Origin of the sequence: Stenotrophomonas bentonitica (genome assembly GCF_002887735.1) — a bacterium.
GTDB classification, from domain to species: domain Bacteria; phylum Pseudomonadota; class Gammaproteobacteria; order Xanthomonadales; family Xanthomonadaceae; genus Stenotrophomonas; species Stenotrophomonas bentonitica_A.
The window spans coordinates 166025-180607 of the sequence record NZ_PKQP01000007.1; the positions used below are offsets into that span (position 1 = coordinate 166025).

Consider the following 14583-nt stretch of genomic DNA (forward strand, 5'->3'; position numbering starts at 1 on the left):
TGTTACAGCTTGATGACGCCGTGACCGAGCGCACGCAAAGCCTTGCGGCACAAGGGTCGGGCATTTTGCGGCAGGCAACAAAAAGGCGCGGAACCTTGCGGTCCGCGCCCGATGGCGCCGGAAGGGGGAGAGAGGTCCCTCCGGCGCCATTGCTCTGTCCGGTGGGTTGCGTCGGGGGCGACGCGTACCGACCAACGGTCGGCACCTACCGGTAGGTCACCACCGTGGGTGGTGACTTCCTCAATACTTCAGGTTCTGCGACCAGTAGGTCTCGATCTGCTTGACCAGGGTGTCCGGCAGCGGGACGTAGTCGAGCTGCTTGGCCTGCGCATCGCCGCTCTTGTAGATCCAGCGGAAGAATTCCTGGGTGGCCTTGGCGTTGGCGACGTTCTTGGGCTGCTTGCGGACCAGGATGAAGTTGGTGGCGGTGATCGGCCACGCATCGGCGCCCGGGGCGTTGGTCATGACCAGGTAGAAGTCCTTCGCGCTGGCCCAGTCGGCGCTGGCAGCAGCGGCGGCGAAGGAGGTGTCGCTCGGCAGCACGATCTTGCCCGAGGCGTTCTTCATCGCAGCGTAGGACATCTTGTTCTGCAGCGCGTAGGACAGTTCGACGTAGCCGATGCCGCCCTTGATCTGCTTCACGTAGGCGGCAACGCCTTCGTTGCCCTTGCCACCGATGCCGACCGGCCACTGGACGGAGGTGCCTTCACCGACCTTGGTCTTCCACTCCGGGTTGACCTTGGAAAGGTAGTTGACGAAGTTGAAGGTGGTGCCCGAACCGTCCGAGCGGTGCACGACGGTGATCTTGCCGTCGGGCAGCTTCACGCCCGGGTTCAGCGCGGCGATCGCCGGGTCGTTCCAGGTCTTGATCTTGCCCAGGAAGATGTTCCCCAGGGTCGGGCCATCGAGCTTCAGCGCGCCCGGGGCGATGCCGGCCACGTTGATCACCGGGACCACGCCGCCGATGACCGACGGGAACTGGGCCAGGCCGGCGGCAGCCAGTTCTTCCGGCTTCAGCGGGGCATCGGAGGAGCCGAAATCAACGGTCGCGGCCTTGATCTGGGCGATACCACCACCGGAACCGATGGACTGGTAGTTGACCTTCTTGCCGGTGGCAGTGCTGTAGTCGGCCGACCACTTGGACATGACCGGGTAGATGAACGAGGCGCCCGCGCCGGTCACATCGGCGGCGTTGGCGGCAAACACGGATGACGCGGCGAGGACGGCAACAGCGGCGCGCGACTTGAAGGCGTGGATCACGGGGTGGCTCCTGGGATGGATGAAGGTGCGGGGTGTCCCGCCCGGTGCTCATTCCATAACGGTTCGATGACAGCGCAGCGACTGTCATATGACCACCTCGTGACACGCCTTCCGGGCGGGGTGTCACAGCGGCTGCAGCGCCTCCGGGACCGCGTAGCGGCGGCCGTCGAAGCGCAGCACGCGGCGCTCGCCCTCCACTGGCGTGTCCTGGTCGCGGCAGGTGTCCCCGTCCATCCAGCTGTGCGTGGTGACCCGCCGCTCGCGCAGGATGAGATCGGCCAAGCCGTGTTTGCCTTTGGGCCCAACGGCCACGGTGCGCGTTACGTCGGTGGAGTCGCCGGCGCAGCGGGTGTCCCACTCGGCCTGGAAACGACCCAACACCATCGGTGGGCCGAGCGTGCGCAGCGTGTCTGCCTGCACCGCCAGCAGATGCAATTGTTCTTCGCTGAACGGATTGGGCCCGGAGCCATTGCGGCGCTGCACGCGCAGGCCGAAGGCTAGGGTGTCCGGCGCAAGCTGGTAGCGCGCAGTATCCAGGTGCATGCCGTCGTAGAAGATCGCATCGCTGTCGAGTGCGCCGGACAGCACCGTCCAAGCGCGCGTGGCGAGGGTGTCGGAATCGATTACCAACACCTCCACGTCGCCATCGCGGGCGTCGTTGTCGCCACCGTCGCGCCAGACCGGCGTGGCCACCAAGGTCAGCTCGGGGCGTGCCGGCCATCGGCGGCAGACGCTGGCGGCGGTGTCGCGGGTATAGCCGAGGCGGTCGGGCAGCGCATTGTCCGCCCGCACCACGTAGGCCTCCTCAGCGGCCGCCTGGGCGTCATGGCAGTCCTGCGCCTGGGCGGGCAGGGCGGCGGCACTGCACGCGGCGGCCAGCAACAGCGGGAGGGCGATACGCATCGGGTTCCATCCATGGGGCAAAGGGCGCACAGCATACGCGCGCATACCGGCGCGCGGGCACGAAAAAGGCGCAGCCGAAGCTGCGCCTTTGTGTGTCACGCGTGTTGCAGGGCTTACCAGAAGAACTGCAGGCGCGCTTCGAGGATGTTCGGGTCGTCGTTGACGAACGTGCGCGCGGTCGAGCTGTACTTCTTGCTGTCCACCATCACGTAGTTCAGCGCGAATTTGGTGTTGGAGCGCCAGTAGTAGTTCACGCCCACGGTCCAGATGTCCATCTTGCCGCCCAGCACGCCATCGACGATCGGCGGGCGACCGGCCACCGGATTCGCGTTCAGGTTACCGTCGTTGAGATCCATGTGGTCGTAACGCGCACCCAGCTGCCACATGCCGCGGCCCGGTTCGTCCGGCAGGCCGGTGGTCGGGGTACCGCCCTTGTAGCCCCAGGTCTCGCCGCTGATGTTCCACAGGCCGCTGACGTAGTAGCCGTCGCTGCTGTAGTTGTCGTGCGAGTAACGCTTGGCCTTGCTGGTGTAGTACTCGGCCTGGGCCTTGAACGGGCCACCGATGTACATCGCTTCGGCACCGATCGTGCTGACGCGGTCGGTATCGACCAGGTTGCCGCTGTCGACCAGGCGCGCGGTGGCCAGGTCGGCGTTCGGACGGGCGCGCACGCGCAGGGTGTCGGCGTCGGTGTCGTAGTCCACATAGCTCAGGCCGAAGTGCAGGACCTGGCCCTTGTCATTGATCGGGGCCCAGGTACCACGCGCGCCGTAGCCGCTGCCGTGTGCCAGGTTGCGGGTCAGCTCGCGGCCGAAGGCGCTGGCGGTGACGGACCAGTTGTTGTCACCGATGCTGTAGGCGCCACCGAGGCGGCGGGCCACGGCGTAGGTGTTGGTGACCGCGGCCTTGGAGATGAAGTCGTTGTTCTTGGTGCTGGAGAGTTCTTCCAGGCTGTTGGGCTGCTTGAACTGGCCGAACTGCACGAAGTGGTTGGCGTTGCCGGCCAGCTTGTACTTCAGGTTGGTGTCCAGGAACTTGTCGGCCTTGGCGTCGTAGCCCACCACCCATTCCACGTTGCCCGGGCCCTTGCCCTTGAGCACCAGCTCGGCGCGGCGCAGCTCGAATTCGCTGTTCTTGCCGTTGCCGGCATCACCGCCGTTGAGGTCGGTCACATCGTTGTCGAACCAGTTGCCGTCGGCCTGGACCAGGCCCTCGAACGTGATTTCCGAACCGCCGATCACATCGATGGCCACTTCAGCGTGAGCGGCCGGAACGAACAGCGCAGCCGCCACGGCCGCAGTAAGAAGTTGGCGATGCAGTTTCATGGAAGGAGCCTTGCAGGCAGGTGGGAAGATGCTGCGCAGGCTAATTAGTGAAGATTGCGTAAATGTGACAGTTTCAGACAAACCGTCATCGCCCGCATCCCAAGCGGCGTCAGGGGCTGCTATTGATGCCCGGCGCAGATGACCGCCGGGTTGCGCCCATATGGCAGTCGCGTGCCCCGTTCAGGCGGCGGTTTTCTCCTTGAATCGGCACAGGTCGCGGATCACGCATTGCGGGCAGTCCGGCTTGCGTGCTTTGCACACATAGCGGCCGTGCAGGATCAGCCAGTGGTGCGCATCGAGCAGGAACTCGGCGGGGATCACCTTGACCAGCAGATCCTCCACCGCGCGCACATCCTTGCCCGGTGCCAGGCCGGTGCGGTTGGACACGCGGAAGATGTGGGTGTCCACCGCCATCACCGGCTCACCGAAGGCGGTGTTGAGCACCACGTTGGCGGTCTTGCGACCGACACCGGGCAGCGCTTCGAGTGCGGCGCGATCACGCGGCACCTCGCCGCCGTGCTGGCTGACCAGCATCGCGCAGGCGGCGATCACGTTCTTGGCTTTCGCGTTGTACAGGCCGATCGTGGCGATGTACTTCTTCAGGCCGTCCTCACCGAGCGCCAGGATCGCCTGCGGCGTGTTGGCGACCGGAAACAGCTTGCGCGTGGCTTTGTTGACGCCCACGTCGGTGGCCTGCGCGGACAGCGTCACCGCCACCAGCAGTTCGAACGGGGTGCTGTACTCCAGTTCGGTCTTTGGGTGCGGGTTGAGTTCGCGCAGGCGCGTGAACATTTCGATCACGTCGGCCTTGGGCATGCGTGCGGTGCGTGCGGCGGTTTTCTTCATCGTTGCCATCAGGACGTGCGGCCAGCGGCCTTGGCCTTGGCGCGCGCGAGGATCGCGGCGGCGGCAGAGGGCAGGGCAGGCTTCTGGATCTCGGGAGTGGGGGGCGGTGCACGGCGCGCATCGCGTTCGGCGGCACGGCGCGCGAGCCGCTGCTGGCGCTGACGGTAGCGTTCGCGTGCGGCCCAGGCCCGTTGCAGCTGCTGCTGCGCCTGCTGCAGGCGCTGCGGCAGGTCGGGATGACCGGGCAGCAGCTGTGCGTCGCCCGGGTGCGGAACGTAGTCCATCAGCCCGGCGTCCAGCGCGGCGTCCCAGTGATCATCGAGCACGAGCGCCAGCAACTGCGCCGGCGAAACGGTAGGGGGAGGCGACATGGCTCAGCGGTTCTGGAATACCGGTGGGCGGCGCGCCAGGAATGCGTTGGTCCCTTCGCGCATGTCCTCGGTGGCGAACATCAGGCCGAATTGCGCGCTCTCGTACTCCAGGCCCTCGCCCAGCGGGCACTCACCGCCGATGTGGATCGCATCCAGGATGCCGCGCAGTGCCAGCGGCGCGGCCGAGGCCAACTGCGACGCGATGGTCTGGACCCGCGCATCGAGCTCCGCGGCGGGGACGACCTCGTTGACGATGCCCAGTTGCGCGGCACGGGCCGCAGTGATCGGGGTGCCCAGCAGGCACAGCTCCAGCGCGGCAGCGCGGCCGCACAGGCGCAGCAGCCGCTGGCTGCCGCCGAAACCGGGAATCAGGCCCAGGTTGACCTCCGGCTGGCCGACCTTGGCGGTCTCCGCCGCCACCCGCAGGTGGCAGGCCATGGCCAGTTCCAGGCCGCCGCCCAGCGCAAATCCGTTGATCTTGCCGATCACCGGCTTGGGCATGCGCTCGATGCGGCGCATCAGCCCTTGGCCGAGCAGGGAGAAATCACGACCCTGAACCGCGCTCAGGCCGTTCATTTCGGCGATGTCGGCACCGGCGACGAACGCTTTGGGACCGGCGCCGGTCAGCACCACCACCCGCACCGCAGGGTCGGCAGCGGCCTCGGCGAAGGCCGTATCCAGGGCTTCCAGCGTCGCCCGGTTGAGGGCGTTGAGTTTGTCCGGGCGGTTGACCCTCACAGTGCGTACGGCACCATCGTCCATAATCGCGATAAGGGCGTCGGCCACGGCAGGACTCCTGAAAACGTTAAAAAAAAGTGATGTTGAACTCTTGAAACGAAGTCAGGTCAGAGCCTGCGTCGTTAGTGGCGGTTCAACGTTGCGGCGGCTATCCTAACCCGTCGCCTCAGGGCGGCCCAACGCGTCCTGAGTTACCACCCCTGGAGAAAAGTTTGATGAAGTTGCGTTCTATCGCGGTCGCCGTCGCGGCCCTGGCCCTGACGGGCAATGCCTTCGCCCAGGACACCTCGTCCGAAAAGGGCAAGCTGAGCTATTACTTCGGTTACGACTACGGCAACAACCTGGCTGAACTCACCGCACGCGGCGAGCAGCTGGACATCAACTCGGTGGTGAAGGGCCTGCAGGATGCCTACGCCAAGAAGCAGCCGTCGATCACGGCCGAGCAGTTGAAGCCCGCCGTCGAAGCCTTCCAGAAGCGTGAGCAGGGTCGTGCGCAGGCCGCCAAGGCCGAGTACGACAAGGCTGCCGCCGAGAACAAGACCAAGAGCACCCAGTTCCTGGCCACCAACAAGGCCAAGGCCGGCGTGCAGTCGCTTCCGAGCGGCGTGCAGTACCGCGTGATCGAAGCCGGCAAGGGTGCCAAGCCGACCCAGGCCAGCACGGTGCAGCTGGAAGTGGCCGGTCCGTACCCGTTCGGCACCCGTCCGGCCGAAGCGCGTCCGGCCCAGCAGATCCCGGGCATCAAGGTCAGCGAAGTCGAAATGAAGGCCATGCGTGAAGCCCTGCTGCAGATGCCGGCCGGTTCGAAGTGGGAAGTGACGCTGCCGCCGGAACAGGCCTATGGTGCCGATCCGCGCACGCCGTTCCCGCCGAACGTTGCGGTGCAGTTCGAAATCAAGCTCGTCAGCGTCAAGTAATTTCCGCAACATCAAGAACGCGCCGGTGGCAACACCGGCGCGTTTTTCGTTTCCGTGCATTCGCGCTACTGTTGACCGGTGCAATCGATGGAACACTCCCCGCATGCCGTGCCCACTCCCTGCATCGGAATCTGCGCGCTGGATCGCGCCGGTGTCTGCACGGGCTGCCTGCGCACCGTGGATGAAATCACCCGCTGGCGAACCATGAGCCGACCCGAACAGCAACACGTCATGCAGCACACGCTGCCCCTGCGCGAACAACTGCGGCAATCGCTGCAAGGCTCGCTGGCCGAACACGAACGCCTGATGCGCGCGCTGCATCCGCTGGACCGGCCGCCGCCCGGCGATGGCTGGAACCGCAGCGAGCTGGTCGATCTTCTTCCACCCGGCCCGCCGGTTGAAGCGGCCGTGCTGGCCGGCATCATTCCGCGCGAAGGCGGTGCCCAGGTGCTGCTGACCCGGCGTACCGATACGTTGCGTCATCACGGTGGCCAGGTCGGTTTCCCGGGGGGGCGCATGGAACCGGACGACCGCGATGCGGTGGCCGCCGCGATCCGCGAGAGCGATGAGGAAATCGCCCTCAAGCAGGATCAGGTGCAGGTACTGGGATACCTGGATCCGTTCGTGACGATTACCGGTTATCGGGTCATGCCGGTCGTGGCCGTGATCGATCCCGCATTCGTGGCCGTGCCCGAACCGGGCGAGGTCGCCGAAGTCTTCGAAGTTCCGCTCGCGTACCTGATGGATCCGGCCAACCTGCACCACGTGGAGATCGATCACCGCGGGCGCATCCGCCACGTGCTCGAGTATGGCTGGCCGGGGCAACGGATCTGGGGCGCGACCGCCGCCATTCTCTACAACCTGCGTCGCCGCCTGGAGCAGACCGCATGACCACGCCGCTGATCGATGTCACCGCCCTCGCACAGGCCCTGGAGGAGGGCGCCATGCGCCTGATGGATGCACGCGCGACGGCCAGTGCCGCAGCGCCGCTGCGCGTGGTGGATGCCCGTTTCTCGTTGGCCGACCCGCAGTCCGGTGCGCAGCTGTACGCACAGGGCCATCTGCCCGGCGCGCTGTACGCCGATCTCAACCGGGATCTGTCCGATCTGGGCCGCACCGGCCATGGTCGTCACCCGCTGCCGGACAGCGAGGCGTTCGCCGCACGCCTGGGCGAGTGGGGCATCGGGCCCGATACCCGGGTGGTGGTCTATGACGCCGGCGATGGCAGCATGGCCGCCGCGCGCCTGTGGTGGCTGTTGCGGTTGATCGGGCATGCGCATGTGCGCGTCCTGGATGGCGGCTTCGCGGCCTGGCAGGCGGCCGGCCTGCCGGTTACTAGCGAGCTGCCGCAAGTGACCGCGCTGCCGCCTTACCCCGGTCACTTCGACCGCAGCCAGATCGCCTCGGTCGAGCAGGTGCAGGCGCGTCTCAAGCATGCTCCGGGCTGGCTGATCGATGCGCGGGCCGGCGAGCGTTTCCGGGGCGAAGTGGAGCCGTTGGACCCGGTCGCCGGCCATGTGCCAGGCGCGGTGAATCGTCCGTTTGCGTTGAACGTGCAGGACGGGCGGTTGCGCCCTGCGGACGATCTGCGCGCGGCGCTGCAGCCGCTGCTCGGCACGCATGCACCGGAGGAGGTGGTCCTGATGTGCGGCTCCGGCGTGACCGCCTGCCATCTGCTGCTGGCAATGGAAGCGGCCGGTCTGGAAGGCGCGCGGATCTATGCCGATTCGTGGAGCGGCTGGGTCAGCGATCCGTCGCGCCCGGTGGCCACCGGCTGATCATCGGCACACCTGCTCACCCACGCAGTTCCTGCAACGGCACCGCCGCGAGCACGCGCGGCCACGGGAACAACGGGCCCGGGTCGCGCTTGCGCGGCACGCGCCGCTCCGGATCGTCACTGGCCACTTCTTCACGTGTATCGAGCCACTCGTGGCCGGCGATATGCGCCAGCGCCGGCAGCGCGCCGCACAGGTGCTGCAGCAGATCGATCAGCGCCGCGATCTGCGCATCCGGGTAGGGCTCGTCCATCGCCTGGTGGCGGGAATCCCACCAGTGCGGGTAACGCCCGGTGTTGACCAGTTCGATGCCGATCGAGCGCGGATTGAAACCTGTGACCTGATGCGCGATGCGGTCCAATGACACGTACTGGACAATGCGCCCGTCGCGGTCGATGTAGTAGTGCCCGCTGTTGCCCGTGCCGCTCTCATACAGCACGCGCTCGCCGTACTCGCGCGCCATCGCCAGGTCCGGCAGTTCGGTGCAGTGGATGACCACCAGATCGATGTCGTCGTGGGTGCGGGGCAGCAGCCTTTCCTGGTAGGGCAGGGGCTGTGCATCGATGGCGGGCGGGGCGCGGTCGGGCATGCGGCGATGCTAGCATTCGGGCATGAACGCTCCTATCGATTCCCGCCCGGTGTGTGCATGAGCCGCGGCCACTGCATTCTCTCCCATGGCTTTGAAAGCGGCCCGGACGCCATCAAGGTGACCGCCCTGGCCGAGGTGGCCGAGCGCCTGGGCTGGACCCACGAGCGCCCGGACTACACCGACCTGGACGCCCAGCGCGAGGTCAGCAGCCTCGGCGATGTGCGTGCCCGCCTGCAGCGCCTGGTCACCCTGGCCACCGCCCGTGCCGCGCAGGGCCCGGTGGTCCTGGCCGGTTCCAGCCTGGGGTCGTACATCTCGGCCATCGCCTCGCTGCAGGTGCCGGTCCGCGGGCTGTTCCTGATGGTGCCGCCGACCCGCATGGGGCCGATGCCGGCGCTGGATGCGGCGCGGGTGCCGACCAGCGTGGTGCATGCCTGGCACGACGAACTGATCCCGCCCGCCGAGGTCATCGCCTGGGCCCAGGCCCGCTCGGCGCGCCTGCTGATGGTGGATGACGGGCACCGCCTGGCCAACCACGTGGAGGCGTCGACCCGGGCCTTCGAGGAATTGCTGACCTCGCTGTAAGCCGGGCGATCCAGCCCGCCTCACGTACAATGGCCCCCCGGGACCCCGTGCCCGGCTGCTTGCCGTGCCCGTGGGCACCCCCTCTCCGCTGACCTGCGATACCGATTCCGTGAAATTCTTTGTTTCCTGCGCCAAGGGCCTGGAGTATCTGCTCGCCGACGAACTGTTGGCGCTCGGCCTGGACAAGGCCACCGCCACCATTTCCGGCGTCAACGCCGAGGGCGAGCTGGCGCAGGCACAGCGCGTGGTGCTGTGGTCGCGCCTGGCCAGCCGGGTGCTGTGGCCGCTGGCCGAGTTCGAGTGCCCGGACGAGGGCTCGCTCTACCAGGGCGTGTCGGCGATGGCGTGGGAGCAGCACATCAGCCCCGAGCTGACCCTGTCGGTGGATGCGCATGTGTCCGGCACCGAGATCACCCACGCGCGCTTCGCCGCGCAGCGGGTCAAGGATGGCGTGGTCGACAGCCTGCGCGCGCAGGGTCTGGAACGTCCGTCGGTGAACGTCGAATTCCCGGATGTGCGCATCAACCTCTCGCTGCGCAAGGGCCGCGCCACGATCTCGATCGATCTGGGCGGTGGCCCGATGCATCGGCGCGGTTGGCGCATGGCGCAGAACGAGGCGCCGCTGAAGGAAAACCTGGCCGCCGCCGTGCTGCTGCGCGCCAACTGGCCGAAGATCCACAGTGAAGGCGGTGGCCTGCTGGACCCGATGTGCGGCAGCGGCACGCTGCTGATCGAAGGCGCGCTGATGGCCGCCGACGTCGCCCCGGGCCTGCAGCGACACGGCAGCATCCCGCCGAGCCGCTGGCTGGGCTTCGACCGTGAGAGCTGGAACACCCTGATGGCCGAAGCGCGTGCGCGCGAGGAAGCCGGCCGCGGTGCGCTCAAGCAGGTCATCCACGGCAGCGATATCGACCCGCATGCGATCCGCGCGGCCAAGGAAAATGCCGAGACCGCCGGTGTCTCGCACGCGATCTGGTTCGGCGTTCGCGACGTGGCCGATGTGCAGGTGCCGCCGCAGGAAACCGGCTGCGTGGTCTGCAATCCGCCCTATGACGAGCGCCTGGCCGCCGATGCGCTGCTGTACCGCCGCCTCGGCGACGCGCTCAAGCGCGCGGTGCCGCAGTGGCGGGCCAGCCTGCTGTGCGGCAGTGCAGACCTGGCGTTTGCCACCGGCCTGCGCGCCAACAAGAAGTACCAGCTGTTCAACGGCGCCATCGAGTGCGCGCTGATCGTCTGCGACCCGATCGCCGTGCCGCAGCGTGAGAACACCGGCCAACCGCGCGAGCTCAGCGAAGGCGCGCAGATGGTGGCCAACCGCCTGCGCAAGAACATCAAGAAATTCAAGACGTGGCGGGCGCGCGAGAGCATCACCTGCTACCGCGTGTACGATGCCGATCTGCCCGAATACGCCGCCGCCATCGATGTCTACGAAGAAGACGGCGGTGCCCGTCGCACCTTCCTGCATGTGCAGGAATACGCGGCCCCGGCGACCATTCCCGATGTCGATGTGCGTCGCCGCCGCAACGAGCTGCTGTCGGCTGCCCGCGAGGTGTTCCAGGTGCCGGCCGAGCAGGTCGCGCTGAAGTCGCGCGAACGGGGCAAGGGCGGCAGCAAGTACGGTCGTTTCGAGCAGCGCGGCGAATTCGTGCTGGTGCGCGAGAACGATGCGCTGCTGCGCGTGAACCTGTTCGATTACCTGGACACCGGCCTGTTCCTGGACCACCGCCCGCTGCGCTGGCACATGGCGCAGGAAGCCCAGGGCAAGCGCTTCCTCAACCTGTTCTGCTACACCGGTGTCGCCTCGGTGCAGGCCGCCGTGGCCGGCGCCGCGACCACCACCAGCGTGGATCTGTCCGGTACCTATCTGCAGTGGTGCGCCGACAACCTGGCCTTGAACGGCAAGGGCGGCAGCCAGCACCAGCTGATCCAGGCCGATGCACTGGCGTGGCTGGAGGCCGAGCGCCACCGCTTCGACGTGATCTTCTGCGATCCGCCGACTTTCTCCAACTCCGCCCGCGCCGATGACTTCGACATCCAGCGCGAACACGTGCGCCTGCTGCGCGCGGCCGTGGCCCGCCTGAGCCCGGAAGGCGTGCTGTACTTCTCCAACAACTTCCGCCGCTTCAAGCTGGACGACGAAGCGATCAAGGAATTCGCGGAGTGCAAGGAGATTTCGCCCGAGACCATCGGGGCGGACTTCGAACGCAACCCGCGCATCCACCGCGCGTGGGAACTGCGCCGCTACGGCGCCTGACCGATGGCGGCTGGCATGGACGACAGCCCGCTCATCGCCGACGGACTGCTGCTGCGTCCGTTCCAGGATACCGACGCCGCCCCGTTTGTGGCGGCGGTGCGTGAATCGGCCGAGGGCATGCAGCGCTGGATGCCGTGGAGCTCGGCCGACTACAGCGTCGCGCAGGCGCTGCAGTGGTTCCAGGCCTGCCGCGACGGCTGGGCGGCAGGCTTGGCCTGCGAGTACGGGATATTCGAGCAGGACACGGCGGCGCTTGTCGGCGGCGCGGGACTGAACAAGATCCAGCACGATCCCCGGTTCTGCAACCTGGGCTACTGGGTACGGCAGTCGTGCCGTGGCCAGGGCGTGGCGCCCCGCGTTGTCCGGGCACTGGCTGCCCAGGCGTTCGGGCCGCTGGGCCTGCAACGGGTGGAGATCGTGGCGGCGGTGGGCAACCTCGCCAGCGAACGGGTGGCGGAGAAGGCCGGCGCGCTTCGCGAGGGCGTGGCACGCAACCGACTGGTCATCGACGGCCGTCCCGCCGACGCGCACATGTTTTCACTGGTGCCCTGACCGGCGATCGCGATGCGGCGACGCCCGCGAGGGTGCGGCGGGTGCGCCGCAGGGATCGATCTGAAGGTGGAGCCACGCCATGCGTGGCTGCTCCCTCAACGCCCGACCAGCGCCACCGCCAGCCCCACCACCGGCAACGCCCATGCCAATGGCGCGATCCAGCGCGGGCGATACGGGTACAGCCCGAACGCGATCAGCAACCCGCTGATCGTCAGCGCGCCCAGCCACAGCACCGGGCCGATCGCCCAGCCGTGATCCAGCACGCACAATGCGAAGGCGACGGTCAGCAACGTCCAGCCCACCCAGCGCCACACCCGCATGCGCGATGCGCTGGCGCCGGCTTTGCCGTGCAGATCCAGCTGGTGTTTGTTCATGGCCAGCGACAGCGCCGTGAACGCCGAAAAGCTCAGCGTGATCGCGAGCAGCATCATGCCGTGGCCCCCGCAGCAGCGGCCTGCTGGCGACGCTTCTTCTCGGCGGCGCTCAACGGTGGCTGCCAACGCTGCATGCGATGGCCGCAGTAGGCCAGCATCGCGCCGAAGGCGAGCATGGTCAGATCGAAGCCGGCCAGCACCCAGTCACCGGTACGCAGGGTCACGCCCAGATGCGCATGCGTGGTCAAGGCGTTGACCACCGGAATCAGGGCGAACAGCGTGCCGCCCAGATACAGCTGCCAGGTCCACATCATCCGCTTGGGCCAGATGAAACCGGCCAGCAATGCGGCGGCCCAGGCGTAGAAGAACGCATTGACCTCGGCCGCGGAGCGCTCGGCCATCTGTACCGGCAGCAGGCGGTTGGCCAGGAAGTAGGTGGCGAAGGCAATCGGCAGGCCGGCCACTGCGCCGATGTTCAGCGCGTCAACCAGGCGCAGGCCGAAGCCGGTCTTGCCGGACTTGGCATGCTTGGGGCGTTCCTTGACCGCCCACAGCACCACGCCGCTGGCGACCATCAGGCAGCCGATCAGGCCCGAGAGGAAGAACAGGGCACGCAGGCCCCAGTCGGCGAAGCGCGCCAGGTGCAGGCCGTACATCACGCCACGGGTCTGGGTGGCACCGCCCGAGGCCGGGCTGGCCTCGAGCAACTGGCCGGTGATCGCGTTGAAGCGCAGCGACGGGGTATCCACCGACAGGCGCTTTCCATCGCGCTGGGTGATATCCACGATCGCATTCGCCGCGCCCGGGTGGTAGAGGGTGAAGCCGGCCACATCCGCACCCTTCCATTCGGCGCGCGCGCTGTCCAGCAACTGCTGGATGGGCAGTGGCGTGGCGCGTCCTTCGGCCGGGGTCTCGATCTCGGCCAGACGCGCGAAGGCCTCGCTGAAGAACGCTTCCTCATCCTTGGGATAGGCCACGCTCACGCCCCACGGCAGGTACATGAACATCAACGTGACGATGCCGGTGTAGGTGATCATCGCGTGGTACGGCAGCGCCATCACCGCGCTGACGTTGTGGAAATCCAGCCACGACCGCAGGCCCTTTTCCGGGCGGAAGGTGAAGAAGTCCTTGAAGATCTTCTTGTGCGTGATCACGCCGGTGATGATCGCCACCAGCATGAACATCGCACAGAAGCCGACCAGGTAGCGGGCCCAGTAAACGGGGATGTAGTGCAGGTCGAAATGCAGGCGGTAGAAGAAGTCACCGCCGCGGGTTTCGCGCGCGGCGATCTCTTCGCCGGTGTTCGGATCGACGGTGGCATCGCCGAAGCGGCCTCCGCCGCGCCGGCGGCGCTCGCCTTCCACCGGCGGCTTGACCATCGATTCGGGGTTGCGCCAGAACATGCGCATCGCCGGGTTGCGCGGGTCGGGCAGGGTGACATTCCAGCTCTCGGCCTGCGGCGCCTTGTGCTGCAGGAAGGTGAGAGCACGCTCGGCGGCCACATCGGCACTCACGCTGCTGCGCGGCAGCTCCGGGCGCATCCAGCGGCTGATTTCCTCGCGGTAATAGCTGGCCGTGCCGGCCATGAAAATCAGCAGCAGCAGCCAGCCGACCAGCAGGCCGGTCCAGGTGTGCAGCCAGGCCATCGACTGGCGGAATCCGTTCTTCATGCGGCCCCCTGCAGCAGGCGGGTGCCGAGCCAGAACAGCGCCGTCGGGATCAGGATGCCGACCCACGCGCGCAGCGCGGTACGGGTAGCGAACGCCCACAGTGCCGCGCAGGCGCACAGCACGATCGCCACCAGCATGCCGGTCAGCACCGCTTGCCCGCGCGCGATCGGCAGCGCGACCGCAAAGAACATCGAGCAGGTCGCGGCCAGCGCGTAGCCGCCGAAGATCGCGGCGAGCGAACGTGACAGGACACCCAGCCAGGGGCGGGCGAAGAAGGAACCAAGACGGTTGAACCTGGCGCTGGCGTGCGGCGTGCTGTCCACGGAAACCTGCTGATCGATCGGGGAAACGGGCATCACCGGCCGCAGCCGGTGATGAAGGATAGTGGCCATCCGTGGCCGTGTTCACTGCGCGTCGCAGTGGT

General features: G+C 67.3%; 16 protein-coding genes. 6 read left to right on the forward strand and 10 right to left on the reverse strand.

The features are described from left to right. Positions 1 to 240: 240 nt before the first annotated feature. The 6 genes from pstS to C0R07_RS14175 form a co-directional block, all read right to left on the reverse strand. Positions 241 to 1260, reverse strand: coding sequence for a phosphate ABC transporter substrate-binding protein PstS (gene pstS / locus C0R07_RS14150; RefSeq protein ID WP_070471808.1), 1020 nt, complete (start codon positions 1258 to 1260; stop codon positions 241 to 243). A gap of 123 nt (positions 1261 to 1383) precedes the next feature. Continuing rightward, the gene (locus C0R07_RS14155; RefSeq protein WP_102789201.1) at positions 1384 to 2163 is read right to left on the reverse strand and encodes a hypothetical protein; all 780 of its coding nucleotides are present in this window, start codon (positions 2161 to 2163) and stop codon (positions 1384 to 1386) included. 113 nt (positions 2164 to 2276) lie between these two features. Next, entirely contained in the window at positions 2277 to 3488 is a 1212-nt protein-coding gene (locus tag C0R07_RS14160; protein WP_026070196.1) for an OprO/OprP family phosphate-selective porin, read from the reverse strand. A 180-nt stretch (positions 3489 to 3668) separates the two neighbouring features. Continuing rightward, entirely contained in the window at positions 3669 to 4343 is a 675-nt protein-coding gene (gene nth / locus C0R07_RS14165) for an endonuclease III (RefSeq protein WP_102789202.1), read from the reverse strand. Next, complete coding sequence (locus C0R07_RS14170; RefSeq protein ID WP_046272024.1) at positions 4343 to 4705, reverse strand: hypothetical protein; 363 nt, start codon at positions 4703 to 4705, stop codon at positions 4343 to 4345. Before C0R07_RS14170 ends, nth begins: the two co-directional genes overlap by 1 nt. A gap of 3 nt (positions 4706 to 4708) precedes the next feature. Further along, positions 4709 to 5467: an enoyl-CoA hydratase/isomerase family protein gene (locus C0R07_RS14175; protein WP_428991913.1), complete on the reverse strand. Its 759-nt coding sequence runs from the start codon at positions 5465 to 5467 to the stop codon at positions 4709 to 4711. A 191-nt stretch (positions 5468 to 5658) separates the two neighbouring features. Here C0R07_RS14175 and C0R07_RS14180 point away from each other — a divergent pair, with 191 nt between their 5' ends. The 3 genes from C0R07_RS14180 to C0R07_RS14190 all read left to right on the forward strand — a co-directional run bounded on the left by C0R07_RS14180 (position 5659) and on the right by C0R07_RS14190 (position 8138). After that, positions 5659 to 6360 carry an FKBP-type peptidyl-prolyl cis-trans isomerase N-terminal domain-containing protein gene (locus tag C0R07_RS14180; RefSeq protein ID WP_046272022.1) on the forward strand — a complete coding sequence of 234 codons (702 nt, stop codon included), beginning with the start codon at positions 5659 to 5661 and terminating at the stop codon, positions 6358 to 6360. 87 nt (positions 6361 to 6447) lie between these two features. After that, positions 6448 to 7251, forward strand: coding sequence for a CoA pyrophosphatase (locus C0R07_RS14185; protein ID WP_046272021.1), 804 nt, complete (start codon positions 6448 to 6450; stop codon positions 7249 to 7251). Next, complete coding sequence (locus C0R07_RS14190) at positions 7248 to 8138, forward strand: sulfurtransferase (protein ID WP_102789204.1); 891 nt, start codon at positions 7248 to 7250, stop codon at positions 8136 to 8138. The genes C0R07_RS14185 and C0R07_RS14190 overlap by 4 nt, the downstream gene beginning before the upstream one ends. A 16-nt stretch (positions 8139 to 8154) precedes the next feature. Here C0R07_RS14190 and C0R07_RS14195 read toward each other — a convergent pair whose 3' ends face one another. Beyond that, positions 8155 to 8724 carry an N-acetylmuramoyl-L-alanine amidase gene (locus tag C0R07_RS14195; protein ID WP_102789205.1) on the reverse strand — a complete coding sequence of 190 codons (570 nt, stop codon included), beginning with the start codon at positions 8722 to 8724 and terminating at the stop codon, positions 8155 to 8157. Positions 8725 to 8781: 57 nt separating this feature from the next. Between C0R07_RS14195 and C0R07_RS14200 the strand changes: the two genes are divergently transcribed. The 3 genes from C0R07_RS14200 to C0R07_RS14210 all read left to right on the forward strand — a co-directional run bounded on the left by C0R07_RS14200 (position 8782) and on the right by C0R07_RS14210 (position 12115). Continuing rightward, a complete protein-coding gene (locus C0R07_RS14200; RefSeq protein WP_102789206.1) occupies positions 8782 to 9309 on the forward strand; it encodes a hypothetical protein in 528 nt (175 codons plus the stop codon). Between the two features lie 109 nt (positions 9310 to 9418). Beyond that, complete coding sequence (gene rlmKL, locus C0R07_RS14205) at positions 9419 to 11563, forward strand: bifunctional 23S rRNA (guanine(2069)-N(7))-methyltransferase RlmK/23S rRNA (guanine(2445)-N(2))-methyltransferase RlmL (protein WP_102789232.1); 2145 nt, start codon at positions 9419 to 9421, stop codon at positions 11561 to 11563. A 15-nt stretch (positions 11564 to 11578) separates the two neighbouring features. Further along, positions 11579 to 12115: a GNAT family N-acetyltransferase gene (locus C0R07_RS14210; RefSeq protein ID WP_102789207.1), complete on the forward strand. Its 537-nt coding sequence runs from the start codon at positions 11579 to 11581 to the stop codon at positions 12113 to 12115. A 95-nt stretch (positions 12116 to 12210) separates the two neighbouring features. Here the strand turns inward: C0R07_RS14210 and C0R07_RS14215 are convergent, their stop codons facing one another. The 3 genes from C0R07_RS14215 to C0R07_RS14225 are packed head-to-tail and all read right to left on the reverse strand — an operon-like array spanning position 12211 to position 14515. Continuing rightward, entirely contained in the window at positions 12211 to 12546 is a 336-nt protein-coding gene (locus C0R07_RS14215) for a DUF3325 domain-containing protein (RefSeq protein ID WP_102789208.1), read from the reverse strand. Next, positions 12543 to 14159, reverse strand: coding sequence for a PepSY-associated TM helix domain-containing protein (locus tag C0R07_RS14220; protein WP_102789209.1), 1617 nt, complete (start codon positions 14157 to 14159; stop codon positions 12543 to 12545). The genes C0R07_RS14215 and C0R07_RS14220 overlap by 4 nt, the downstream gene beginning before the upstream one ends. Further along, the gene (locus tag C0R07_RS14225) at positions 14156 to 14515 is read right to left on the reverse strand and encodes a DUF3649 domain-containing protein (protein ID WP_237393520.1); all 360 of its coding nucleotides are present in this window, start codon (positions 14513 to 14515) and stop codon (positions 14156 to 14158) included. The genes C0R07_RS14220 and C0R07_RS14225 overlap by 4 nt, the downstream gene beginning before the upstream one ends. Positions 14516 to 14583: the final 68 nt, after the last annotated feature.